This window comes from Citricoccus sp. GCM10030269 (assembly GCF_042665635.1).
Taxonomy (GTDB): Bacteria; Actinomycetota; Actinomycetes; order Actinomycetales; family Micrococcaceae; genus Citricoccus.
The window spans coordinates 263888-287143 of sequence record NZ_JBHTCV010000001.1 but is presented as its reverse complement, the minus strand read 5'-3'; the positions used below and the strand labels follow the sequence as shown (position 1 = coordinate 287143).

Annotated in this window: 20 protein-coding genes and 1 pseudogene; 13 read left to right on the top strand and 8 right to left on the bottom strand. The window is 65.1% G+C overall.

Annotated elements, in window-relative coordinates:
• Positions 1-80 precede the first annotated feature (80 nt).
• The 5 genes and pseudogenes from ACFQQD_RS01395 (at position 81) to ACFQQD_RS01375 (ending at position 5871) form a co-directional block, all read left to right on the top strand.
• Positions 81-581, top strand: coding sequence for a metallophosphoesterase family protein (locus ACFQQD_RS01395; protein ID WP_378085435.1), 501 nt, complete (start codon positions 81-83; stop codon positions 579-581).
• 307 nt (positions 582-888) lie between these two features.
• Positions 889-2157: pseudogene (locus ACFQQD_RS01390) on the top strand (aminomethyl transferase family protein); the annotation flags it as partial.
• A 192-nt stretch (positions 2158-2349) separates the two neighbouring features.
• A complete protein-coding gene (locus tag ACFQQD_RS01385; RefSeq protein ID WP_378085433.1) occupies positions 2350-3804 on the top strand; it encodes a Na+/H+ antiporter NhaC family protein in 1455 nt (484 codons plus the stop codon).
• 67 nt (positions 3805-3871) lie between these two features.
• Positions 3872-4957: a 2,3-butanediol dehydrogenase gene (locus ACFQQD_RS01380; protein ID WP_378085431.1), complete on the top strand. Its 1086-nt coding sequence runs from the start codon at positions 3872-3874 to the stop codon at positions 4955-4957.
• Positions 4954-5871: a malate dehydrogenase gene (locus ACFQQD_RS01375; protein ID WP_378085429.1), complete on the top strand. Its 918-nt coding sequence runs from the start codon at positions 4954-4956 to the stop codon at positions 5869-5871. The genes ACFQQD_RS01380 and ACFQQD_RS01375 overlap by 4 nt, the downstream gene beginning before the upstream one ends.
• A 27-nt stretch (positions 5872-5898) precedes the next feature.
• On the opposite strand, the gene rfbA is transcribed toward ACFQQD_RS01375, so the two are convergent.
• Positions 5899-6801 (bottom strand): glucose-1-phosphate thymidylyltransferase RfbA, encoded by a 903-nt coding sequence (gene rfbA, locus ACFQQD_RS01370; protein WP_378085427.1) that lies wholly within the window; start codon positions 6799-6801, stop codon positions 5899-5901.
• 127 nt (positions 6802-6928) lie between these two features.
• On the opposite strand from rfbA, the gene alr reads away from it, so the two are divergent.
• The 3 genes from alr (at position 6929) to ACFQQD_RS01355 (ending at position 10100) form a co-directional block, all read left to right on the top strand.
• Positions 6929-8218, top strand: coding sequence for an alanine racemase (alr, locus tag ACFQQD_RS01365; RefSeq protein ID WP_378085425.1), 1290 nt, complete (start codon positions 6929-6931; stop codon positions 8216-8218).
• 127 nt (positions 8219-8345) lie between these two features.
• Positions 8346-8957: a tRNA (adenosine(37)-N6)-threonylcarbamoyltransferase complex ATPase subunit type 1 TsaE gene (tsaE, locus tag ACFQQD_RS01360; RefSeq protein ID WP_378086074.1), complete on the top strand. Its 612-nt coding sequence runs from the start codon at positions 8346-8348 to the stop codon at positions 8955-8957.
• A gap of 108 nt (positions 8958-9065) precedes the next feature.
• Complete coding sequence (locus ACFQQD_RS01355) at positions 9066-10100, top strand: acyltransferase family protein (protein WP_378085423.1); 1035 nt, start codon at positions 9066-9068, stop codon at positions 10098-10100.
• A 64-nt stretch (positions 10101-10164) separates the two neighbouring features.
• Here the strand turns inward: ACFQQD_RS01355 and ACFQQD_RS01350 are convergent, their stop codons facing one another.
• From ACFQQD_RS01350 to ACFQQD_RS01330, 5 genes are all read right to left on the bottom strand, one after another.
• Positions 10165-12597, bottom strand: coding sequence for a calcineurin-like phosphoesterase C-terminal domain-containing protein (locus ACFQQD_RS01350; protein ID WP_378085421.1), 2433 nt, complete (start codon positions 12595-12597; stop codon positions 10165-10167).
• Positions 12598-12835: 238 nt separating this feature from the next.
• Complete coding sequence (locus tag ACFQQD_RS01345) at positions 12836-13642, bottom strand: ABC transporter ATP-binding protein (protein ID WP_378085419.1); 807 nt, start codon at positions 13640-13642, stop codon at positions 12836-12838.
• Entirely contained in the window at positions 13639-14634 is a 996-nt protein-coding gene (locus tag ACFQQD_RS01340; protein WP_378085417.1) for an ABC transporter substrate-binding protein, read from the bottom strand. Before ACFQQD_RS01340 ends, ACFQQD_RS01345 begins: the two co-directional genes overlap by 4 nt.
• Before the next feature lie 7 nt (positions 14635-14641).
• A complete protein-coding gene (locus tag ACFQQD_RS01335; RefSeq protein WP_378085415.1) occupies positions 14642-15382 on the bottom strand; it encodes an ABC transporter permease in 741 nt (246 codons plus the stop codon).
• A 179-nt stretch (positions 15383-15561) separates the two neighbouring features.
• A complete protein-coding gene (locus ACFQQD_RS01330) occupies positions 15562-16389 on the bottom strand; it encodes an ABC transporter permease (RefSeq protein ID WP_378085413.1) in 828 nt (275 codons plus the stop codon).
• Positions 16390-16605: 216 nt separating this feature from the next.
• Between ACFQQD_RS01330 and ACFQQD_RS01325 the strand changes: the two genes are divergently transcribed.
• Together ACFQQD_RS01325 and ACFQQD_RS01320 are read left to right on the top strand one after the other, a co-directional pair.
• On the top strand, positions 16606-17178 hold the full coding sequence (locus ACFQQD_RS01325; RefSeq protein ID WP_378085411.1) for a flavin reductase family protein: 573 nt from the start codon (positions 16606-16608) through the stop codon (positions 17176-17178).
• Entirely contained in the window at positions 17171-17896 is a 726-nt protein-coding gene (locus ACFQQD_RS01320; RefSeq protein WP_378085409.1) for an SDR family NAD(P)-dependent oxidoreductase, read from the top strand. Before ACFQQD_RS01325 ends, ACFQQD_RS01320 begins: the two co-directional genes overlap by 8 nt.
• A 29-nt stretch (positions 17897-17925) precedes the next feature.
• On the opposite strand, the gene ACFQQD_RS01315 is transcribed toward ACFQQD_RS01320, so the two are convergent.
• Positions 17926-18642 (bottom strand): IclR family transcriptional regulator, encoded by a 717-nt coding sequence (locus ACFQQD_RS01315; RefSeq protein ID WP_378085407.1) that lies wholly within the window; start codon positions 18640-18642, stop codon positions 17926-17928.
• Positions 18643-18715: 73 nt separating this feature from the next.
• Between ACFQQD_RS01315 and ACFQQD_RS01310 the strand changes: the two genes are divergently transcribed.
• The 3 genes from ACFQQD_RS01310 to ACFQQD_RS01300 all read left to right on the top strand — a co-directional run bounded on the left by ACFQQD_RS01310 (position 18716) and on the right by ACFQQD_RS01300 (position 21635).
• The gene (locus ACFQQD_RS01310) at positions 18716-19966 is read left to right on the top strand and encodes an acyl-CoA dehydrogenase family protein (protein WP_378085406.1); all 1251 of its coding nucleotides are present in this window, start codon (positions 18716-18718) and stop codon (positions 19964-19966) included.
• A gap of 266 nt (positions 19967-20232) precedes the next feature.
• Positions 20233-20715 (top strand): hypothetical protein, encoded by a 483-nt coding sequence (locus tag ACFQQD_RS01305; protein WP_378085404.1) that lies wholly within the window; start codon positions 20233-20235, stop codon positions 20713-20715.
• Between the two features lie 5 nt (positions 20716-20720).
• A complete protein-coding gene (locus ACFQQD_RS01300; protein ID WP_378085402.1) occupies positions 20721-21635 on the top strand; it encodes a hypothetical protein in 915 nt (304 codons plus the stop codon).
• 74 nt (positions 21636-21709) lie between these two features.
• Here ACFQQD_RS01300 and ACFQQD_RS01295 read toward each other — a convergent pair whose 3' ends face one another.
• Positions 21710-23221 carry a hypothetical protein gene (locus ACFQQD_RS01295; RefSeq protein WP_378085400.1) on the bottom strand — a complete coding sequence of 504 codons (1512 nt, stop codon included), beginning with the start codon at positions 23219-23221 and terminating at the stop codon, positions 21710-21712.
• Positions 23222-23256 lie beyond the last annotated feature (35 nt).

Sequence of the window (23256 nt, the reverse complement as noted above, 5' to 3'; positions counted from 1 at the left end):
GACCTCACGTGACCCTCCGTCGTGTTCCGTACCGTCTTCATGGTCCCGTCTTGAGGTCCCGACAGTGGAAGGTGCAGACCATGACTCCGAACCTGCCTGAATCCCCGTCCGCGCAGGCGCTCTCCCGGCGCTCCGTGCTCGGTGGGGGCACAGCGGCACTGTTGGCCGCCGTCGCTGTTTATGCCGAATCTTCGGCCAGCGCGACGTCGGCCACTGCGGCTCCGGCCGACGTCGCCCGCCAGGGCAACCGCACAGGACGGCACACCTTCGCGTTCTTCACGGACCCCCACGCCGACCCGGAGAACATCGCACAGCAGGCCCGGCTCCAGGCCACGCTGAAGGCGATCGCGGCGGACGATCCCGAGCTGGTCCTGCATGCGGGAGACGTCACCGAATACGGCACGGACGCCGAGTACCAGAGCTATCTGGACCTGGTGCCGGCCGAACCGCGGAACCGGATCCAGCACGTGCCGGGCAACCACGAGATTCGCTGGGACGTGAGCGCCTATGGCAACTATGCGGACCACGTCGGCGAGCTGAACGCCGAGGTCACGGTCGGCGGGGCGCCTCTGGTGCGCTGAACCCTCTCGTTGAGCCGGGAGCGACGTGCGTTTCAGACGCGTGAAACGCACATCCCTGCTGGCTCAACGGTGGGGGCGGCAGAGTCTTGAGGGGGCTTTCCACGCAAGACTACGGTGCAGACACCACGGGCTGCATGAATCCGTGGTTCGTTCATTCGTCAAAGAATGTGCTGGAGGCGTGACAATGTCATTTCAGGATCGTATTGATGAAGCTGGGTCCGCCCATCGACTGCTCTCGGAGCCACTGCCGCCGTCTCAGGTGTTTCCGTACCCGAACTTCTAAACCAACTGGCGGGACGAACAAAAGGCGTGGGCCAACACCGCCGTCCTGTTCAATCAGTCTTGGCACATGACCGACCTGTACATCGAGGGCCCGGACGCCTTGAAGCTGCTGTCTGAGACCTCGGTGAACAGTTACGCCACATTCGGCGGCGGACGCGCCAAGCAATACCTGACGGTCAACCGGGACGGTTACGTCATCGGGGACGTCATCCTGTTCGGACTCTCTGACGGTCTCTTCGCCCTGGTGGGGGAGCCGCCGGCCATCAACTGGATCCAGTTCCAAGCGGAGGTCGGTAACTACGACGTCACCTTTACCCGCGACGACGGCCTGACGTACCGGGGAGTCGTGAGCGAGACGCCGAAGCGCTTCTACCGCTACGAGCTCGAAGGGCCCAACACGCAGAAGATTCTCGAGAAAGCCGCCGGCACCTCGGTGGAGCCGGTGAAGTTCTTCCACCTGGCCGATCTCGAACTCGGCGGGCGCACCGTACATGCCCTGGGCCACACGATGGTCGCGGCGCCCGGGTCACCGAATACCGGCGTCGAGCTCTTCGGACCAGAAGAGGAGCACAGTTCATTCTTGGAGACGATTCTCAAAGCCGGGGAGGAGTTCGGGCTGCAGCAGGCCGGCTCGGAGGCCTACCGCACCACGGCCACCGCGAACGGCTGGATCCCGTGTCCGCTGCCGGCCATCTATGGCCAGGACGAGGAGATGAGGCGGTACCGCGAGTGGCTGCCGGACGACACCGTGGAGAACTTCTTCGGCGCGTTCGGGTTCCGCGGCAGTTACTACTCGGACGCGGTCGAGGATTACTACATGACGCCGTGGGATCTCGGCTACGGCCACATGCTCAAGTTCGACCATGACTTCATCGGGCGTGAGGCGCTTGAGCAGATGGCCTCGGAGAAGCACCGGCAGAAGGTCTGGCTGCTGTGGAACCGGGAGGATACCGCGCGCGTTCTCGCAGGTTCAGAACTCGACAGCCCCAACCGACCACGACTGCTGCCCACTCCGGCCACGCTTGAGTACTACGACGCAGTGCAGACCGGGGGCCAGGGGAATCAAGGGGGCGAAGGAGGCAAAGCCGTCGGGCTGACGCATTACCACGCATACAACGGGAACATCCCGAGCTGGGTCTCCCTGGCGTCGGTCGACGAATCGATCACCGACGGCACCGAGGTCGAGATCCTCTGGGGAGATCACGACGGTGGCGAGGGCAACCCCTACATCCCCAACCACACCATGACGACCATTCGGGCCACCGTGCATACCCAACCGCCCGAAAACGCCTGACGCACCCCCCCCGCGTTGAGCCAGCAGCGTTGTGCAACACCGGGCAGCACCGGGCGATATCGACGGCGTCTATAGGTACCCCTGCTAATAACTAGTGGACCCGGCCAGTGTCTGTGCTTACCGTGAAGGGAAGCCTTGAGGTGTGGCCGGTGCCACACTCTGCACAGATGTGATCAGAAGCGGAGTCCCACTATGAAGTCAGCCAGTACCGTCAGTGCGTCCGAAAACGAGGAGGTGCTGGAGCTGTATGGCGGACTGAAATCGTTCTTCATCCCGTTCGGCGTCCTGGTGGTCGGCATCGCGGCCTTCGCCTTGCAGGGAGCAGCGCAGCTTCCGGTGTACTGGGTCATCGCTCTGGCCGCCATCTTCGTCGGCCTGCTGCTGGCCAAGAACAAGTCCGTCTACATTGATTCCCTCATCGAGGGCATCAGCTCCACCATGCTCGGCGTCATGCTCTTGGCCTGGTTCCTGGCCGGGATCATGGGCAAACTGCTCAGTGCGGGTGGCCTCATTGACGGACTGGCGTGGGCGGCTACCCAGCTGGGCGTCGGATCGGCCTGGTTCCCGCTGATCGCCTTTGTGCTGTCGGGCCTCCTCTCAGTCTCCACCGGCACGGCCATGGGCACGGTGCTGGTTGCCACTCCGACCCTGTTCTTCGCCGGCTTCGCCGTCGGCGCGGACCCGTTCCTGCTGCTCGGCGCGATCATCGGCGGCGCGATCTTCGGCGGCAACGTCGCTCCGGTCTCCGACACCACGATCATCTCCGCCTACTCACAGGGCGCGTCCATCCAGAAGGTGGTCAAGACCCGGCTTCCCTATGCATGGGTCGCTGTGGCCATCACCGTGGTGATCTACATCGGCTTCGCGGTGCTGCACGATTCCGGGGGAGTGGTGAGCCAGGTGGACGGCGAGGCCAACCCCGCCAGCCTGGTCATGTTGTTGGTGCCCGCGCTGACGATCACGCTGATGCTGCTCGGTCGGCACTTCGTGGAGGCGCTGCTGTACAGCAACGTGCTGGGCATCATTCTGGGCTGGGCCACCGGGCTGCTGCAGCCGGCCGACATCTTCTTCGTGGACACCGCGGCCTCCGAGTCCGGTGGGTTCATCATCGAAGGCATCGACGGATCTGTCGGCGTGGTGGTCGTGGCCATCTTCCTCATGGCCTTGATCGGCACGCTGCGGCGCGGTGGTGTGGTCGAATGGCTGATCGCGGCCACCGAGCGCTACGCCACCAATCCGCGGCGCTCCGAGCTCGTGTTGGTCTTCGTGGTGTTGATCATCAATGCCCTCGTGGTGGTCACGCCCGTGGCCATGGTGATGGCCTCGCCGTTCGTGCGCCGCGTCGGTCACAGTGCCGGACTGGCGCCGTGGCGCCGGGCCAACCTGTTCGACGCCTGCTCCAACGTCTTCGGCGGCGGCCTGCCCTACGCGATGGCGCTGCTGGTGCCCTACAGCATGGTGATGGAACAAGTGCACGACGCCGGCTACACCGCCTTCTCGCCCGTCACCTTGGCCTGCTTCGCCTTCTACTGCTGGGTCCTGCTGTTGGTGATGCTGTTCGCGGTCGTGACCGGCTGGCGTCGGGAATTCAGTACGGAAGAGGAACTGGAAGCCGAGGCCAAAGAGATGGAAGAGAGTGTCGTGTGATCAGTCAGCACAGCACCGCAGGCGAGCACAGCACCACAGGCCAGCACGACACGAAGGGAATGACCCGATGAAGGCTGCAGTCTTCTATGGGAAACAGGATCTCCGCTGCGAGGAGGTAGAAGAGCCTTCGCCCGGACCGGGGGAGGTCAAGATTCGGAACGCGTACTCCGGCATCTGCGGATCTGACCTGCACATCTTCAATGAGCCCGATTCCCTCGGCAGCGATCTGTCGAAGCCGCATCCGGTCACCGGGGCCACGCTTCCCCAGATCCTTGGGCACGAGTTCGCCGGCACCATCGTCGAGGTGGGCGAGGGCGTGGAGGACTACGCGGTCGGAGATCGCGTGGCCGTCTGGCCCACCTACTACTGCGGGAAGTGCGCCGCGTGCGCCCAGGGCCTGTACAACGCCTGCACCGTCCGCGGACTGCACGGAATGCACTCTCACGGCGGGGGCATCGCCGAATACACCACCGTTCCGACCTACATGCTGCACCGACTGCCCGAGAACGTGGACCTGCGGATGGGCGCCCTGGTGCAGCCGATGGCCGTCTCCTGGCACGGCGTGAAGCTGGCCAACCTGAAGCCGGGGGACACCGCTCTGGTCATCGGGGCCGGCCCCGTGGGGATCGGTCTCTGGTTCGCGCTGCGAGCCTTCGGCGTCGAGAAGATTCTGGTCTCCGAACCGAACCCCTCCCGGCGGGAGACCATGGCCCGGCTGGGCGCCGACGTGGTGGATCCGACCAGCGACGACGTCAACCAGGCCGTCTCCGAGATGACCGACGGGCTGGGCGTGAGCGCGGCGTTCGACGCAGCCGGCGTCAGCGCAGCGTTCAACGCCGCACTCCAGGCCGTGAAACCGGGTGGACTCACGGTCATCCTGGCGCTGTACACCAAACCCGTGGAACTGATGCCGATGTCCCTGGTCTCCAAGGAGATGGCCGTCGTCGGGTCCTCCGCATACCTGCCCGAGGACTTCGACGGCGTCATCGCCGCCATGGCCGACGGGGTCTTTGACTTCACCGGTTGGGTTGAGGAGGTCGAGATCGAGCAGACGGCCGAGGCGATCGACCGACTCGCCCAGGGCTCCGGATCCAAGATCCTCATCCGCACCAGCGCTGATTTCACCACCAGCACGGAAGGGCAGAACGCATGATGGAGAGAATCGCGGTCATCGGAGCGGCCGGCATGGTCGGCTCCTCCGTGGTGGCCCAGTTGGCCGGCAACGGGGTCGGTCAGGAACTGTACCTGCAGGATCTGCAGGAGAACCTGGTGGAGAGCCACCGCATCGACCTGACCGATGCCCAGACCGTCTTGGGACTGGACACACCGGAACTGATCAACGGGCCTGCGCCGGAGGGGACCGCCGACCTGGTGGTCGTGGCCGCGTCCATTCCGGAGAACCCCGAGGGCGACCGCCGGGAGTTCCTGGATGCGAACGCCGGGCTGCTGCGGAAGCTCGCTGAGTCCATCCATGAACAGCTCTCGCCGACCGGACTGGTGCTGCTGCTAACCAACCCCGTGGACATCCTGGCCGACTGGCTCAGCCGCACCCACGGCTTCGACCCACGCCGGTTGATCGGCTACGCGCTCAACGACACCGCCCGTTTCCAGTCCGCCATTGCCCGCGAGTTCGGTGTGGAGACCTCGCGCGTGGAGGCCCTGGTCCTCGGCGAACACGGCCAGGGCCAGGTGCCGATCTTCTCCACCGTGAAGATCGACGGCGAACTGGTCACCTGGGAGGGCGAGGCGCGGCAGCGGCTCGAAAATCACTTGGAGACGTGGTTCGCCCGCTGGCTCGCCCTGAAGTCCGGGCGCAAGTCCGGCTGGGCCACCGGTTTCGGCGTGATGAAGCTGGTCCGGGAACTCGAGGCCGGCAACACGGTGACCACCACGGTCTGGACCCGGGGCATCGACACTCTGCCCGAGACCTACGTGTCACTGCCGACGAGGTTGACCCAGGATGGTGAATTCGAAGCCGCCCTGCCGACTCTGGACGACGACGAGTTCCAACACGTCCTTGCTGCGGCGAACAGCATCCACGCCCAGGCCGAGGCTTTGGAGGCGTAGCGAGTTCTGTCCTGAACGAGCCGACGCTCAGGACGCCGCCCGGAGGCCGAGCTCAGTGACGTCCCGCTCTTGCTCGAGCAAGCCGAGCAGGTAGGTTCCGTAGCCGCTTTTGACGAGGGGTTCGGCGACGCGGCGGAGTTGGTCGTCGGTGAGGAAGCCGCGGCGCCAGGCGACTTCTTCGGGGGCGGAGACTTTCAGGCCTTGGCGTTTCTCGACGGTGCGGATGAAGTCGGAGGCGTCGTTGAGGTCGTCGACGGTGCCGGTGTCCAGCCAGGCGGTGCCGCGGGGCAGGATCGAGACCTGAAGGCAGCCTTGGTCGAGGTAGCGCTGGTTGATGTCGGTGATCTCCAACTCCCCGCGGGCTGAGGGGGTCAGGGAGTGGGCGATCTCGATGACGTCGTTGTCGTAGAAGTAGAGTCCGGGCACGGCGTAGTTGGATTTGGGTTCGGCGGGTTTCTCTTCCAGGGAGAGCACCTGGCCGTGCTGGTCGAATTCCACGACGCCGTAGGCGGAGGGGTTGTTCACGCGGTAGCCGAACACGGCTCCGCCGTCGATGTTCTGGAAGCGTTGAAGCTGGTCTCCCATGCCGGTGCCGTAGAACAGGTTGTCGCCCAACACCAGGGCGACGGTGTCGTGGCCGATGTGGTGTTGGCCGAGGATGAAGGCGTGGGCGAGGCCGTCAGGGGATGGCTGAACCGTGTAGGTGAGGTTGATGCCGAACCGGGAGCCGTCCCCGAGTAGGCGGTGGAAGTGGTCGGCGTCGTGGCTGGTGGTGATGATCAGGATGTCTTGGATGCCGGCCAGGATGAGTGTGGACAGCGGGTAGTAGATCATCGGCTTGTCGTAGACGGGGACGAGTTGTTTGCTCACGCCCAGAGTGATGGGGTGGAGCCGGGAGCCGGTGCCCCCGGCTAGGATGATGCCCTTCATGACCCCGAACCTATGCGGGCCGTCGGCCGGGCTGAACACGAGTCCGTACTCGTTCACCGCTTGGATGCCGCCGGATGAAACTCGTGCATCACTGTTGTCCGGAGCAGATGGAAGAATAGGCGGCATCATGTCAGCCGACTTCCTTTCTGACCTCTCCGAGCAGCGCCCTGCTCCGAACGTCATCCCCCGTCCCGGAACCGGGCCCACTGGTTCCTCGTCCACCGGCACCGCCGGGCTCACCCGGCCCGTCGGTCCAGCCGAGCGCGCCGCCGTCGTGGATCTGGCCGCCATCCGGCACAACGTGGCCACGCTGCGGTCCTGGGTCCAGCCGGCCGCGCTGATGGCCGTGGTCAAGGCCGACGCCTACGGCCACGGTGCACTGCCCGTCGCTCGCGCCGCACTGGACGCCGGTGCCACCTGGCTGGGCCTTGCTCACGTCAGCGAGGCCCTCGAACTACGCAAGGCCGGCATCACCGCCCCGATGCTGGCCTGGCTGCACACCACCGGCAGTCCCTTCGGCCGCGCTCTCGAGGAGAACATCGACCTCGGGGCCTCTGGCTGGGAGCTCGAACCGATCGCCCAGGCCGCTCAGCGCCTGGAACGCCCCGCCCGCGTACACCTGAAGATCGACACCGGCCTGGGCCGCAACGGGGCCACCGTGGAGGACTGGCCGGCCGTGGTCGCCCGCGCCGCCGAGTTGCAGGACGCCGGACTCATCCACGTGGTCGGCGTGTTCTCGCACCTGGCCGTGGCCGACGAGGAGGACCGCGAGGCCGAGACCGACGAGCAGCTGGAGACATTCCACACCGCCGTGGAGACCGCACGCAATGCCGGGTTGGACCCGGACGTGCGGCACATCGCCAACACACCCGGCATCCTCCACCGCCCGGACACTCACCTGGACCTGGTGCGCGCGGGCCTGGGGATCTATGGCCTTACCCCGTTCACCGGCCGCCCGGCTGCCGAATTCGGGCTCATCCCGGCCATGTCCGTCACCACCACGGTGGCCCAGAACAAGGCCGTCCACGCCGGCCACGGCATCTCCTACGGCTACCGGTACCGCACTGCCTCGGCCACCCGACTGGCGCTCGTGCCGCTGGGCTACGGGGACGGCATCCCGCGCCCGACCACCGCCGCGCCGGTCTCCATCGGCGGGCAGCGGTACGAGACGGCCGGACGGATCGCGATGGACCAGTTCGTGGTGGATCTGAAGACCGAGGATCCAGCGGTGGCACCGGTGGGAGCCGCGGTGGAGCTGTTCGGACCCACCTCCGGGATCACCGCCGACGAGTGGGCCAATGCCGCCGGCACCATCAACTACGAGCTCGTGACGCGGATCGCCGCGCGGGTACCCCGGATTCACGTGGACACCCAGCCCGGAATCGACGCTGGCGCCCCCACAGGAGCCGGCCGGTGACCCTGCACCCCGGCCCCCAGACTCACCCCCACCCCCACGTTTTGCGGGCAGAACTCGACGGTATTGGTGTTTTACGGGCAGAAGTTGACGGTGCGGGCCGCGGGAAAGGGGACCGGCGGTGAGGGACTTGACCGGCGCTTGCGAAAGACTGCCGGAGCCGGTGTTGAGGAGCGAAGTACACCTGGAGGGAACAACGGCGACGCAGGCCTGGGCAGCTCGGCTCGCCGGAGCGCTGCGAGCCGGTGACGTCCTGATCCTCACCGGGGAACTCGGCGCGGGCAAAACGACCTTCACCCAAGGGCTCGGGGCCGGTCTGGGCGTGCGCGAAGGCATCATCTCCCCGACATTCGTTCTGTCCCGGATCCATCCCTCCGTGCAGGGCCGGGGGCCGGACTTGGTGCACGTGGACGCCTACCGGCTCGGATCGGCGGCGGAGCTGGCGGACCTGGATCTCGACGCCACCGTGGATCGGTCGGTGACCGTCGTCGAGTGGGGCCGTGGGCTGGCCGAACCGTTGGCCGGCTGGCCCGACGATCCCGCAGCGTCCTGGTTGGACATCGAACTGCTGCGGACGACCGGCAGCGGTGAGCCCGGCGAGGACGGTCCCCGCGCGGACCCGGAGGCCGGCATCATCATCACCGATTTCTCCGACGACGACGGCACCGGCGCGGACGAGACGCGCACCGTCGTCGTGCTGGGATACGGCCCACGCTGGGAAGGTGCCCGCCTTCCGGGATAGGCGCCGGTAGACTCGCCGCGTCTTGCGACTCTGGTCGCCAGTTCTCCATCGAAGGGTTTTATGCGCACGGCCGGCAGTACCGTCTCCGCAAGAGTCGGGTGGGTAGATGTGGCCAAGGGCGTCGCCATCCTGTTGGTGGTCCTGATGCACACGATCCTGATGGTGGGGCAGATGGGCGTGGACGCCGAGCGACTATGGGCGATCAGTGAGGACCTGCAGGTGCTCCGGATGCCGCTGTTCTTCGCGGCATCCGGAATCTTCGCGGGCTCCGTGGTGCGCCGGCCCTGGGGACGGTTGTGGTCGTCCCGATTGAGCTTGCTGGTGTGGACCTTTCTGCTCTGGAGCCTCCTGCGTTTCGGGTATTTCCTGTTGATGCCCATGGAGGCCCGGCCGCAGGAGACCGACCCGATGCGCCTGCTGATGAGCCTGGTGGAGCCCACCTCAGGATTGTGGTTCCTGCATGCCCTTGTGGTGTTCTTCGTTGCCACCAAGCTCATCACTCGCTGGGTGCCGGGCCGCTGGCAACTGCTGGGGGCCGCGGTGCTGTCCATCGTGTTCCTGATGCTGCCCTCGTTCTCCCTGAGCTGGAGTGGAATGGGGCGCTACTACGTCTTCTTCCTGGCCGGACTGCACGGCAAAGACGTGATCCTTCGCATCGTCGGTCGTCAGCGCCTTGCCCCGGGACTGGTGCTGTTCGGTGGCTGCGCCGGGTTGACGTTGCTGGTGTTCGTCTTGGGTCTGGAGGACGTTGGGGTGGTGTCCTTCCTGGTGCGGATTCTGGCCGTGGCCACTGGGTTCGTGGGGGCCGGTCTGCTCGTCCGCATGCCCGTGGTGTCGCCGGCCCTGCAGTATCTGGGCCGGAACACTCTGCCGATCTATCTGGCGCACGTCATCCTGGTCGCCTTCGTGGGGACCGTACTCACCACGCTCTTCCCCGGATTAGCAGCAGAGCTGGGAACAGTGGTGGCGCTCGTGGTCGCGGCTGCAGCGGTCATCGTGTCCCTGGTACTGGAACGTGTCGTGCGCGGCACGCCCCTGGAGGTGGCGTATCAGCCGCCGGGCTGGTTCTCTCGTGCTGCCCGTCCTCAGCCCCAGCGCCCGGCGTCGCCCGAGCAACTGGAGGTCAAAAGTGCCCCATTTTGAGCCCTTTATGGGCCCATAATGGGGCACTTTCGACCACTAGATGCGTGGTGGGGGGTGCTGCGGGTCAGTCCTGGTCGGCTACACGGTCGTAGCGCTGGAGGAAGGCGGAGATCTCCGCGCGGGTGATCTCCTCTGACTGGTTGAAGTTGCCTTCGGTATCACCGACGGTGATGCCTTCCGAGGACAACCACGTGATGGCGGAGTAGTTCGCGCCGCCGGCGTTGAGGTCATCAAAGGGGCTCTCCGCTGGGGCCTGGTGCTCCGGTCCGGCAAGGCGGTACAGGAACGCGGCGAACTCTCCGCGGGTCACAGCCTGGGACGGCTTGAAGCTGCCATCGGCGTAACCGGCGGTCACCTTCTCGTCGGCGGCCCAGGTGATCGGACGGTAGAACGCGCCGTCAGCATGGACATCGCTGAACGGGCTGGTGGCCGGTGCAGCAAAGTCGGGGCTGACGTAGCGGTGCAGGAAGGCAGTGGTCTCGCCGCGGGTGACGTCCTGGTTCTTCTTGAAGGTACCGTCGGCGTAGCCCACGGAGATGCCGTTCTCGGCCATCCACTGCACGGGGGCGTAGAACGCTGAGCCGGGCTGGTTGTCCGAGAACTCCGGAGCGGTCGGTTCCTCTGGTTCGGTGGAACCCTCGCTGACCTCGAACGTCAGAGTCTCGGTGAACTCCCGTCCGTGGACGTCGGTGGCGGTCACCTCGGCGGTGTGTTCGCCAGCGGAGAGGTCCTCGGCCAGCGGCAGACGCCACAGGTGCATGGTGCGATCGTGCAATCCGCCACCGTGGACGAACTGCTCTTGCACGGCCACCGGGTCCGTGAACTCGGCCCCGATGTTCGGGGTCTCGCCGTCCATCTGCTGGGTGCGCTCGGCCTCGACCGGCTCGCCGCCGTCGATGGCCACCTCAACGGTAGAACCGGTGGAACCCATCCAGAAATTCGTGGTCAGCCACGTGTCCGCGAGCTGGTCCTGGGTCACGGCAAGAGCGTTCTCCAATTCAGGGGCCTCGCCACGCTGGTCCTGGTACGTCTCGAACCACTCCCGGTACTCGGGGGTGTTCAACCCCAGAGCCATCTGATCGTCGTCGTCCCGGCCGGTGGCCGTGAAGCGCTCGGTGATCTCGGTGCCGTCGATGTCCAGCGTCAGCACGCCGGGAGGGGTGCCGTCACGCTGGATCGCCGTGGGGTAGCCCTCGGACTGCACGCGGCCGTCGTACCACTGGCCGGAGACGGCTGGCACGGTCAGGTGGGTGAACGGCAGACCGGCTTCGCCGAGCTCGTCTTCCCAACCGGCCATGAAGTCACCTTCGCGCAGGTTCTCGGACATGTGGGTGTGGCCACCCAGTGAAATGACCTCGCGGCCCTCCAGGATGTCGTAGATGTCCTGAAGGTCCTGATGGGTGTGCGAGTCAGAGTAGTAGAACTCCAGCAGCGGGCTGTGGCCGGCCAGCACGATGGCCTTGTCCTCGGGAACGGCGGCGATGTCCTGGCGGAGCCACTCGAGCTGGCGTTCGCCGAGTCCGTAGGTGTAGCCGCTCGTCTCGCCCGGGGCCTTCGGGTAGACGATATTGCTCAGCGCCACCACGTGGGCCTGGCCGACGTCGTAGGAGTGATATTCCGGACCGAACTGCGAGCGGTAGGTGTCGAACTCGTGCTCGCCGTCTAGGGCCTCGAAGTCGATGTCATGGTTGCCCGGCAGGAAGCGGGCGGGACCGTTGAGCATACTCGTCAGCTCGCGGGTCTGGGGGAACAGGGACAGGTCGTCACCGACGATGTCGCCGATGAACAGAGCACCGCATCCGGCGTAGTCGGTGCGCGCCGCCAGGTCCGCGAAGGCTCCCGAGCGGGCGTACTCGACTTCGTCCTCGTTGTAGGTCTGCACGTCCGCCCCGATGGCGCAGTGCTGTTCCTCCGCCGCCGTGAGTTCACTCTCGACCATCGGGAAGTTCACCGCGTCCGGCAGGGGACCGGTCGGCTCGATGCCCCCGTACTCCAACTCCGGGGAGCCCTCGGGGAGGTGGTTGTAGTAGAACTGGGCGACGTTGTCCTCGTCCACCGGAACCTGATAGCCGGCCGGCTGGGTGGTGAACACCGTCATGTTGTCGAAGGCGGGCAACTCGTAGCGGCCCTCTTCGTCGGTGGTGACGACGTCGCGCCCGTTGGACACGGTCACGCCCGGAATGCCCGGCTCGTCCTCGTCCTGCTGAGAGTTGCGGTTCGTGTCCTTGAACACGACGCCGTCCAGCGTGTCTGCGGTCTCGTCATCACCTTCGACGATGTTCACGGAGCCGCGGTATGCCGTCTCGTTCCACGCCTCACCGGCGGTGGCCGACGTCGCGGGCGACTTTTCAGCGGCCTTCTCCGTGGTGATGGGCGCAGTGGGGGCTGCCGTAGCAGCCGTGACCGCCGGGCTCAGCATGGCTCCGCTGACGGTGAGGGCCAAGACTCCCACAGCGATGCGGGATCTTTGATGGGTAGTGCGAGTGAAAGCGTTCACGAAGTACCTTCCGTTGGATGTACGTTCCGGCCGGGGGTAACCGTTGGGCACTGCTCACTCTGTTGCTTCTCCGTGAACGGAGTACAACGGCAACGTGACCGGCCGGAACGTCATCGTGACGGTTGGCCGACGTGCACCTTCAGATCGATCTGCGTGCAACTGGCGGTCAAAAGCGCCCCAGTATCGCCCGAATTCCCGGGCGTGTTGGGGCGCTTTTGACCACTAGACGCAGGGTGCGTCAGAGGTTCTGGATGCTCTGAAGGACTCGAGATCGGGTGGCACTGAACTCGGGGAGCTCCTTGGTATGCAACTGATCCCGGTTCCGCGGCAAGGGCACCTCCACGATCTCCTGTACCGAAGTCGGTGGTTTGGAGAGCACCACCACGCGATCACCGAGGTAGACCGCCTCGTCGATGTCGTGAGTCACGAACAGACTGGTGAGACCAGATTCCAGATGGAGGTTCCGTACCAGATCTTCGAGTTCGCTGCGGGTCTGAGCGTCTACCGAAGCAAAGGGTTCGTCCATCAGCAGCAACGACGGGCGATAGGCCAAGGCTCGAGCGATCGCCACCCGCTGCTGCATACCCCCGGAGAGTTGCCAGATGCCACTACGGGCGAACTTCTCTAAGCCCACGGACGCCAGCGCCTCATCCGACCGTTCTCGAATCTCCGTTTTGGACAGTCCCTTGTGAATCAGGGGGAACTGGACGTTGCGCTCCACATTGAGCCACGGCATCAAGGAGCGGTTGTAGTCCTGGAACACCATGGACAGGCCTCTTGGCGGCTCGGTGATGCTCTGGCCGTCGAACAGCGCGGTTCCGCTGGTGGGCTGATGCAGTCCGGACAGGCATCGCAGAAGTGTGGTCTTTCCGGCCCCGGACGGACCGACAATGCACAGGAACTCGCCGGGATGAACAGAGAACGAGATGTCCTCCAGCGCGACGAAGGATCCACGGTCGGTGTCATAGGTCTTGTTCAGTCCGGTGACGGACAGCAGGGGTTCGCGGTCGGTTTCAGGGGTGGGGGACAACAGATCAGAAGTCACAGCGCGTCCTCACCCCCCATGAACTGGTCCAGGTCCACGGAGCCCTCTTGTAGCTGACCGTGCTCGACCATGAGGTCCACCACGCGTTGGAGGTCTTCCCGCGTAGTCTCTCCGCCGACCCACGTCTCCAGCACGATGTTCTCAGCAATGGACGGCTCAAACTTGCCCAGCTCCGCCAGGTATTTGGTGTCCTGCTCCGGGTCTTCCTCGAGCGCCTGAGCGGCCTCATCCACGGCGTCCATGAAGTTGCCGATCAAATCCTCGTGTCCTTCGTAGTAGTCCGCCGAGGTCACCAGCGCGCCCTGGGGCATTCCTTCGAGGCTGGGGATGCTATTGAAGTCAATCAGCATCTCCAGCCCCTGCCCATCTTCGGCTTCGACGGCGGCGCGCGACGGCGGCGTGAGATGGCCAGCGTCGACGTCACCGCGTTGAATGGCGGCCGTGGTTTCGGGAGGAGACACCTCCACCATGGTCACGTCGTCCAGCGTCATGCCAGCGGTCTCCAAAGCCTCGGCGACCATGGACTCGCCGTAACCGCCCAGGGAGGCCACGGCGATCTTCTTGCCGCGCAGGTCCTCGATGGACTCGATGCCCGAATCCTCCTTGACGTAGACCGTCTGCATCCCATCCTGCAGTTTCTGGACACCAGACAGCATGCGCAGCTCGACGCCGGCCGCCATCGCGTTGAACGCAGGCTGGTACGTCAGATTGGCGATGTCGGCGTCACCACTGGCCACTAACTGTGCCAAGGCAGAGGTGGACATCAGAGTGGTGATCTCAAGGTCGATGCCATGGTCCTCGAACAGGCCCATGTCCTCGGCGACGAGAACCTGCCGAGCACCGGTGCCCGTGGAGAACGAACCGTAGTTGACAGTGCCCTCGGCGCTGCCGCCGTCCGCATTGCTGTTGGCTCCTGTCTCCGTGGTGGAGGAACAGGCCGTCAATAACAGTACGGAGGCGACGGCAAGGGCGGATCGAAACTGGGATTTCATGGTGTTCCTAACTGTTCTGGGCGGTGTGCCAGCGGAGAAGTGGACGTTCTAGGAGGTTCAAGATGACGGAGAGCAGATAGCCGATGGCCCCGAGTAGAAGCACCCCGGCCCACATGTCCAGCACGAGGAAGCGTCGTTCGGCATAGAGCACGTAGTAGCCCACGCCATCGCTGGCACCGATCATCTCGGTGAGGACCATGACGATCAGCGCGATCATGGTCATCAGTCGCAGACCAGAGAAGATCTGCGGCAGCGCGCCGGGCAACATGACCCGGAAGAAGAAGTCCATCCGATTGATCCGATACACGCGGCAGACATCGACGGTGGTGTCATGAATGTCCTTGACCCCATGGATGACGTTGAGCATGAATGGGAAGACGGCGGCCACCACGATCACGCTGATCTTCATGACATCGCCGATGCCCAGCAGGGCGATGAAGATGGGGACCTTGGCAGTGGACGGGATCGCACGGACGAAGTGGACGACGGGGGTCAGGAGGTGATCCAGGATCCGTATGCGGGCAATGGCCACGCCGAGCACGAGGCCGATGGCGATGGCGATGCCCATGGCCGGAAGGAGCCGTCCCAGACTCGCGGAGACCATGGTCAGCACATTGGTGCCGAACGTCGCTTGAGGATCCAGGTTGGTCCAACTCGACGCCGCGTGCTCAATGACCTCGGATAGCGGGGGAATGAACAGGGAAGGGAATAGGCGGGCATAGAGTTCCCAGATCAGCCCGGCGGCCACGAGGACTCCGACCTTGAGCAGGAGGTCGGCGGCGAAACTATGGGTGCGCCCCCTTCCCGGCCCCTCGGACGTGCCCCGGTCCCGCCGTCTATGTGGCTTCCGGGGGACGGCCCTCTGTGAAGACTCCGAAGACTGGGGAGAGCTGGGCCCGCCGTGCGGTGGGGTGGATGTCAACGTGGTCATGAGGTGCGACCTCCTGCCGCTTTGTTCCAGGGGAAGAGCAACCGACCGCCGAAGATCAACGCCAAGGTCAGTAGCAGCCCGATGACGCCGGAGATATAAGCCCCGGCATAGACGAACTCACGGCGGGTGATGGCGTTGAGGTAGGTCATCAGCCACTCGCCGATTCCGCCGCTGCCACCGGCCAGCATTTCGGTCCCGATGGTGACCAGCAGAGCCGCCGTCGCCGCGATCTGAATGCCGGTGTAGATGAACGGAGCGGCCGAGGGCAGCACCACGCGTACGAGTGTCCCCAGCGGCTTGACGCCGAAGACTCGCGCGGCGTCCTTTTGCAGTGGTTCCACGCCTCGCACGGCGTAGATGGTGTTGAACAGGATGATCCAGAAGGTCGAGTACATCACCAGAGCGATCTTCATCTCCGACCCGGCGCCGAGAATGAGCAACGCCGGCGGGATCAACGCCACGACGGGCAGCGGGCGCATGAACTCGATCAGGGTGCTGACCGCTGCGAAGGTCCGCCGATTCGTGCCGAACAGCACACCGATCGGCACCGCGAGCAGGGTCGCCAACACCAGTCCGGTCAGCGCCGCGGAGACCGTCGCCCATACCGAAGCCAGGAACTCAGGGTCCGTGACGACGGTGAGGGACGCCGTTCCGACACTCAGCGACCGCGGGAGCTGATTCTCGGGAATGCCGAAGAGGAGGCCGCAGAGGTCCAGGAGCAGAAAGAACAGCACAATCCCTGCTGCGCCGTAGGCCACCGCGCTGAAGCGCTTGGGTGAGCGTCGTGGTGTTCCCGTTCTCGGACGGGTGGTCGTTTCGGTCATAGGTCAGTACCGCCTGGGTCGGGTCGGGTCCTGAGCGATGGATGACCAGCGGCTCGGGAACCGGGAACGGAAGGTCGGAAAAGTACTAAAGATGAACTCAATGGACACATAGTAACCATGTGAGCTACGTTACGAAACACCCTTCCAAAAAGATTCCGAGTCCGTGTGGCGTCTCCGGGGATCAGGGTGAGTCCTAGCGAGAAAGGTGTATGAACCGTGAGCAATGCGATGAAATCCCGGGAACTCACCCCGGAGGCCGCTGCCTTCAGGAAAGTGGTCGGGCGGTGTGCCGCTGGAGTGGTCCTGCTCGATGCGAGTGGCCCGGGCGAGTCCGTGTCGATGGCGGTGAACTCCTTCGCGCCGGTGTCTGTCGAGCCGCCGCTGGCGCTGTTCTGCGCCTGGAAGACCAGCGAGTCCTGGGCAGGGATCCGGCGGGCCGGCGGATTCAGTGCCTCCATGCTGACCTCGGAGCAAATCGAGTTGAGCAGTGCCTTCGCTCGCAAGCGCCCTGATCGTTACGACCTGGCCGAGTGGTCTGCGCTGCCGAGTGGTCGTCGTCGACTGACCGAGTGCCTGGCCTGGATGGACTGCGAGATCCAAGAGGTCATGGACGCCGGTGACCATGAGATCTGCCTGAGCCGGGTGGTTGACCACGGGCTGAGTGAGCAGGGGACGCCGGTGGTGTTCTACGCCGGAAAGTACTGGACGGATCTGTCTGTCGCCGAGCGCACTACCACCGAGCGGGATAGCACCATCGCAGACCGAGAGGCGAGTGCTGCTCATGCGTGAAGGCGTCCGTGAGGTAGTCATCGTGGGTGGCGCGTCCGGCCAACTGGGCTCGACGTTGGTTCCGCTGCTGGCCTCCCGTGGCTGGGAGGTGCTGGCCTGGGATGTCCGGTCCGGAACCGGACACTGGCTGACGCCCGACGACGGCCGGGCGACCGAGCCGACGTCGTTCTCCGAGGCCTGGTCCCGACTGGACCAGGACGGTTCCAACGGTCCGAAGCGAGTTCGAGTGCATGCAGTGGTGGCACTGAGCGGACGGTTCGCCGCGGGGCCGTTCACCGAGGAGGCTCAAGCTGCGGAGGCTGAGATGTTTGACGCGAATTACTTCTCCGTCACCAGGCTGCTCCGGGACTGGCTGCCAGCGCTGAGTGATGGTGCTCCGGACGCCACGACCGGTACTTCGGCCGGCCAGGAGAGCTCCATCGGACGCTTCATCACGATCTCCACGACGGGGGTGCTCGATCCCTACGGCGGTGCGGCTACCTACGTGGCCACCAAGGGCGCGGTGTTGGCGCTGACACAAGCGTTGAACGAGGAATTCTTCGAGCGAGGGGTCCGCGGGCATTGCCTGGTCTGTGGTCCCATGGTCCACGGCGCCGGTCCGGAACCCGGCTCGGAACTGGAAGTCGGGGTCACCACGTACGCTGCCGTGGCAGAGACCATCTGCGGCATCGTGAACAACGGTGGCCCGGTCGTCACTCGCCTACCCGATCAGGACTGACCGAGTGCACCAGAACTCGCGGTAGCTCGTCAGCGCTGCGACTCACTGGCCTGCTCGACCTGGGCGATCGCCTCGATGGCCTGGGGGATGAGTGCCTCGAGTTCGTCGTCGTCCATCTGTCCAGCCCGCACGAAGGAGACCGAGCCGATCGAACCCTGGGCGGTGAACGGAACAGCGATGCCGGAGACTCCCGAGCGGATGCTGCCGCTGGAGTAGGCGAAGCCGTCCTTGCGGCACTGGATCACGGCCTCAGAGTCACTCGGCGAGGGCGGGAGTCTGGACAGGGCCGCTACCACCGGGGCGGCCGAGGACGTCAGATCGAAGACGTAGCCGACGTCAGCCACCAAGCGAATCCCTGCCTCGGGTGGAGATTCGGTGTGATGCAGCACGAGGTGCGCGCCTTCCATGACGTTCAGCATCCCCGTGACCGATGCCGCACGGCACACCTCTCGCATGCGCGGCTCGAAGGCCTCGCGGAACCGGTCGGGGACCGCTTGGGCGATGCGTTTGATCCCGAAGGCCAGTTCGTATTTGCGGTCCGTGGGCCGACGTCGGAGGTAGTGCGCCGCTTCCAGCGATCGGAGAATGCGGTACAGCGGCGCGCGATGGGTGTTCAACAGATGTACGAGCTCACCCAGCGAGACTCCATCCGGCTCATGAGCCAACGCCTCAAGTACTCGAACGGCCTTGTCCACGGTGCTCGACGTGTCCCCGGCTGCCGGGCTGTCTGCTCGCTCTTGTTCCACGTGGACAGTATAGATACACTCAGGGCACCATAAAGGTACAAGGGGAACAATAAGTGTACTGAGAGGCGGGCGCATGAGTGCGACATCACTGTCTGAGGAGACCATCAGCGGCGATCGATCCGAGGTCGACCTGGTCGGGCTGGTCCATTCCCTCGAACCACAGATCAGGGAGGCGGAGGGGCGGATAGAAACCGAAGGCCGTACGCCGATCGAGCTCATTCACCAGCTCTACGACGGCGGCCTCTTCCGTTCCTTCCTGCCGCGGGAGCTCGGCGGTCTGGAAGTCCACCCCGCTGACTGGCTGAAGGCCATCATCGAGCTCTCCCGAATCAACGGATCCGTGGGCTGGCTCGGCATGCTGCATGCTGGCGGCACGTGGTGCGAACCCGAGGTGATGAAACCGATCCTGGCGCAGAATCGGTGGATCACTGCGGGCAACCTCGGCCGGGCGGCTGGTAAGGCCTATCGTGTGGACGGTGGTTACCGGATTACGGGCAAGTGGCCCTTCTCCAGTGGCTCGCCGGAGGCGACGTACCTTTATGGGCGATCGATGCTCTACGACGAGAACGACAATCAGGTCTTTCACCCGGTCGACGGGAACCCGTGGTACATCACTGGATACTTCCCGCGTGAGGACGTCATCGTCCACGACGACTGGGACGCCTTGGGGTTGCGAGGAACCGGCAGTGGCCACATCGAGGTCAAGGACGTGTTCGTTCCCACCGAGATGGTCAACGAGCTCGGCGTGCACTACCGCGCCTACGACCGTCCTCTCTACCGCGCCCCGTTCAACGTTCTGGCGCACTCAGCCCATGCGATCGGCCTGTTGCAGTCGGCCCTGGAGGAGTTCGTCGCGCAAGTCCACAAGGCCGCTTCGCACGGTTCGCTACGTCAGGCCCGGCTCGGAAACGAACAGATCCACCAGCATGCCGCAGGCAAGACCGATGCCGTCATCCGCTCGCTGACCGCCTATCTCATGGAGGTGGCCCACGACGCCTACGAGAACGCCAAAGACCATGGACCCGTGGAGTATGTGCACCGGGTCCGCATTCATCAGGTCAATGTCCACTGTGTCCAGCGGGCCAACGAGGCTTTGCACTACATCTACCAACAGACCGGTTCGCCGGGGATCTTCCGCGGCACTCGGATTGAGCGGATCTTCCGCGACATGACTGTCGCCGCACAGCACACCCTGGTCGGCGATGCGTCCATGGACCGGGTCGGGCAATATCTGTTGACGAAAGACTTGCCCAGTGGCCCCCAGATCGATGTCTCCAGCACTGGATTCATCATGGGACCCCATCCCCAGTTCGACACCAAGTAGTCTCCTCCCTCTGCTCCTCCTGCCGCTCCGTGCATTCGGCGCGCAACTGGAGGTCAAAAGCGCCCCAGTATGCCCCGAATTCCCGGGCGTGTTGGGGCGCTTTTGACCACTAGACGCAACGGGGGCGCGGTGTGGGATCGACGCGACGTGCACGGATGGGTAGTTCTCCCCATAGCGGCTCAGTCGAAGGTTCCGTAGCGTAGTTCACGAGAAATTCACCATTCCGTGCAGCGCTCGCGGCACCGGGCGGCGAGGGAGGAGACAGCATGCGGACACTGGCCATCGACTTGCCGGAGGACTGGGTCCGGTTCCCTGTGGACGGCTTCCACCTCGTCGCCGCGGGCCCCGTTCAGGACACTGCCGACGACTACTGGACCAGCGAGCTGGAGCCCGGCGGAGCGCTTCCCGATCCCGAACTCGCCCCGAACATCGTGGCCACCACGTATGCGGGAGAACCGCTGGGCCTCGAAGGATTGGCCCGGCTCTTCGTCGTCGAGGACGTCACCTGTACCGTTGGCGGCTACCCAGCCCGGCGCATGGATCTGACCCGGTGGACCGGACAGAACAACGTGTTCACCCGCCGCTGGCTTGTTCAGGAGGCCATGTCCGAGGGGCCCGCGACCCTGGAGATCACCGCCAGTTGCCTCATCGGGGACTATGAACGCTTCACCGCTATCTTCGATGCTGCGGTGGCCAGTGCTCGTTTCCGGGACGAGGCTCCGGCTGAGCCGCTCCGGGCCGTCGCCTGATGTCCATGGCCGACCGGCAGGGCCGGTCCCGCCGGCCCATCCTCGATGTCGACAGCCTGCAACGGCATGTCGGCGGCGAGGATCGGCGCCAGTCCGCCACCCCTGAAGACCCCGGGCACCTGCGCAGCAACGACCTCGAAGTTCTGCAGTCGATTCACCACCTCGGCCCGCTGGGACGCTACGCCTCGTTCCGCCATCGCAGTTCGATCGGCCGCCTCGTCCGCGAAGGCTTTCTGACCCTCGACGGCGTTCTGGACACCGCAGGCGAAGGCTTCATGGAGCCAGTGGCCAATGCCGAGGACGTGCTGGCCCTGCGTGGGCAGTGTGGTCACGAGCGCACTCTCATGCAGTCGTGGCTGTTCGGAGACCAGGTCTCCACCGTCTCTGGTGCCTCGGGTGCGGACGTGATGGCCGGCGTCGTGAACGACCACCAGTCCCGCTATACCGTGGCGCTCGCCGAGCGCGAGGCGCTGCCCTCCCAAGCCTGCGCGTGGGCTGGCGTTCGCACGGCCGCCTCCGTGCTGACCGGTGAGGTGTTGGTGAGCGAAGACGAGTTCACCGTTCGCGTGGCTGACTCGCTGAAGCCGCCGCCGCCCGGAATGGCCACTCGACTGGCCGACCTGTGGCGCGAGCCGTGGTTCGTCTGGGAGGTGACGTCCTCACGGCTCGGCGTGAATCTGGCCTTCATCAACGCTCAGGGCATTGGCAACTACGTTTTTGGTGCTGACGCTGAAGCCTCCGAAAAGGCGGGACAGCTGATGGTCCGGATCGCACCGGTCACGGCCCGTGCCGTGTGGGAGACCATGTGGGTGTTGTCCCACGACGGCGGCGCGGCCGGGGGAGCGGGCGGCGAAGTCCTCGGTGTGCCCCAGACGGGTTCACACCAATTGCCTCCACCCGACATGCCCGCCAGCCACTAGCCCCAAGTAGCCCCAGGCAGCACTGTGCGGGCAAAACGAACCGGTTCGTTCTGCCCGCAGAGTGCTCTCAGTCCTTAGTGGTCGTGGCCTTCGTGGCCCTCTTCGTCGTGAGCCTCGTCGTCGTGGTGTTCTTCCTCGTGGCCGGCTTCGTGCTCAGGGGCCTCGGGGTAACCGGTGGCGACGGCCATCTCGACCGGCGTGACCGACAGGTCGATCTCGTCGACGACCTCACCGGCTTCCAGATCGATGGTGACGAGCTTCTGGTTCTCCGCGTCGGTCACGTAGGCCATGTTGTCGGCGGCTTTGAGGATGGGACCGGGCTGCTGCCACTCGTCCTTCTCCTCCCACGGCTCGATGGCCGGAATCTCGGCGGTGATCTCCCCGGTTTCCTCGTCGATGACGTTGAGCTCGCCGTCGTAGGTCAGCACGAGGGCCTCGCCCTCCGGGCCGCGAGCCAGGGAGCGGAACCAGTACGACGAGCCGAGATCCACGGTGGTCAGCGAGTCGTTCAGCGAATCGATGAGGGCCACCTCGGTGGGACGCTCCAGCTCGGCGTCGGCGTCCACCTTCAGGTCACCGAGAACGATGGGCGACTCCTCGGAACCGGCCAGGTTGCCGGTGCGCTGGAACTCGTGCTCGGCGGGGACCTTGTGGAACTCCCCATCGCGGTAGACCACGGGGCCGTCCTCGCAGCCCAGGACCACCACATCGCCGTTCTCGTTCGGGGCGGCCGCGGCCTCGCCGTGCACACCCGTGCAGTCGGAGGTTTCGGCGACGACCTCGTCACCGTCCTTGACCTGCACCGTGTCCCGGGACTCTTCGGTGCCTTGGGTCGTGAGCAGAGTGTCATCCATCAGTTTCAGTGCAACACCGTGGTGGGCGTCATCGGTGGCGGAGTCCTCGGTCCGGGGCTGACCGTCCTTCAAGTGCTCGGAGGTGAAGGTCTGGATCGAGCCGTCTCCGTCAGCGAACAGGGTCGTCAGGCCGTTGTGGACCACGGCGTGCCCCGCGTGAGGGGCGTCGAAGGTGATGCCACTGAGCCCGGGGTCGGATTCGTAGTAGTGGAAATGATCACCGTGACCCTGAGCGTCGATCCCGGAGTTGTAGACCTGGAACTCGTTCCCGTTGGTGACCATGACGTGCTGACCGTCTCCGGCGTTGTTGAGCCGCAGGAAGCCCGGCAGTTCCTCCTCGTGGACCACCTCGCCCGACTCGGCATCCAGGGTGACCAGGCCACCCTCGTGACTGATGACCACGCGGGGAGCAACCGAGGCGACCTCCGTCCGCGACTCGAGCTGGTCCGCATTGACCGCCTCATCCGATCCCTCCGTGCCGTCCGAACTGGACGACGCGCTGGCCGAATCAGAGGCCGATTCACCGTCCGCACCGGAGCCGGCGCCCGGAGCGCAGGCGGAGATCACCAGGGCGAGCGTGGCCAGAGATGCCACGGACCCGAGGTGGCGCCAGGAACGACGCCGGGGCTGAAGCAGCTGGGGTGCGGCGCCGGAGCCAGTGCTGACACCGGTTGCCGAAGAGTCCGGGGTCGATCGGGCAGGGGGCATGTCGGGCGAGAGTGATGAATTCATGCCGTCACTCTAAATGCAAATGCGAACGAGTTGCA

Coding starts and splice junctions, on each gene's coding strand:
- ACFQQD_RS01395 (WP_378085435.1), top strand. CDS start 81: ATGACTCCGAACCTGCCTGAATCCCCGTCCGCGCAGGCGCTCTCCCGG.
- ACFQQD_RS01385 (WP_378085433.1), top strand. CDS start 2,350: ATGAAGTCAGCCAGTACCGTCAGTGCGTCCGAAAACGAGGAGGTGCTG.
- ACFQQD_RS01380 (WP_378085431.1), top strand. CDS start 3,872: ATGAAGGCTGCAGTCTTCTATGGGAAACAGGATCTCCGCTGCGAGGAG.
- ACFQQD_RS01375 (WP_378085429.1), top strand. CDS start 4,954: ATGATGGAGAGAATCGCGGTCATCGGAGCGGCCGGCATGGTCGGCTCC.
- rfbA (WP_378085427.1), bottom strand. CDS start 6,801: ATGAAGGGCATCATCCTAGCCGGGGGCACCGGCTCCCGGCTCCACCCC.
- alr (WP_378085425.1), top strand. CDS start 6,929: ATGTCAGCCGACTTCCTTTCTGACCTCTCCGAGCAGCGCCCTGCTCCG.
- ACFQQD_RS01340 (WP_378085417.1), bottom strand. CDS start 14,634: ATGAAATCCCAGTTTCGATCCGCCCTTGCCGTCGCCTCCGTACTGTTA.
- ACFQQD_RS01330 (WP_378085413.1), bottom strand. CDS start 16,389: ATGACCGAAACGACCACCCGTCCGAGAACGGGAACACCACGACGCTCA.
- ACFQQD_RS01320 (WP_378085409.1), top strand. CDS start 17,171: ATGCGTGAAGGCGTCCGTGAGGTAGTCATCGTGGGTGGCGCGTCCGGC.
- ACFQQD_RS01310 (WP_378085406.1), top strand. CDS start 18,716: ATGAGTGCGACATCACTGTCTGAGGAGACCATCAGCGGCGATCGATCC.
- ACFQQD_RS01305 (WP_378085404.1), top strand. CDS start 20,233: ATGCGGACACTGGCCATCGACTTGCCGGAGGACTGGGTCCGGTTCCCT.
- ACFQQD_RS01300 (WP_378085402.1), top strand. CDS start 20,721: ATGGCCGACCGGCAGGGCCGGTCCCGCCGGCCCATCCTCGATGTCGAC.
- ACFQQD_RS01295 (WP_378085400.1), bottom strand. CDS start 23,221: ATGAATTCATCACTCTCGCCCGACATGCCCCCTGCCCGATCGACCCCG.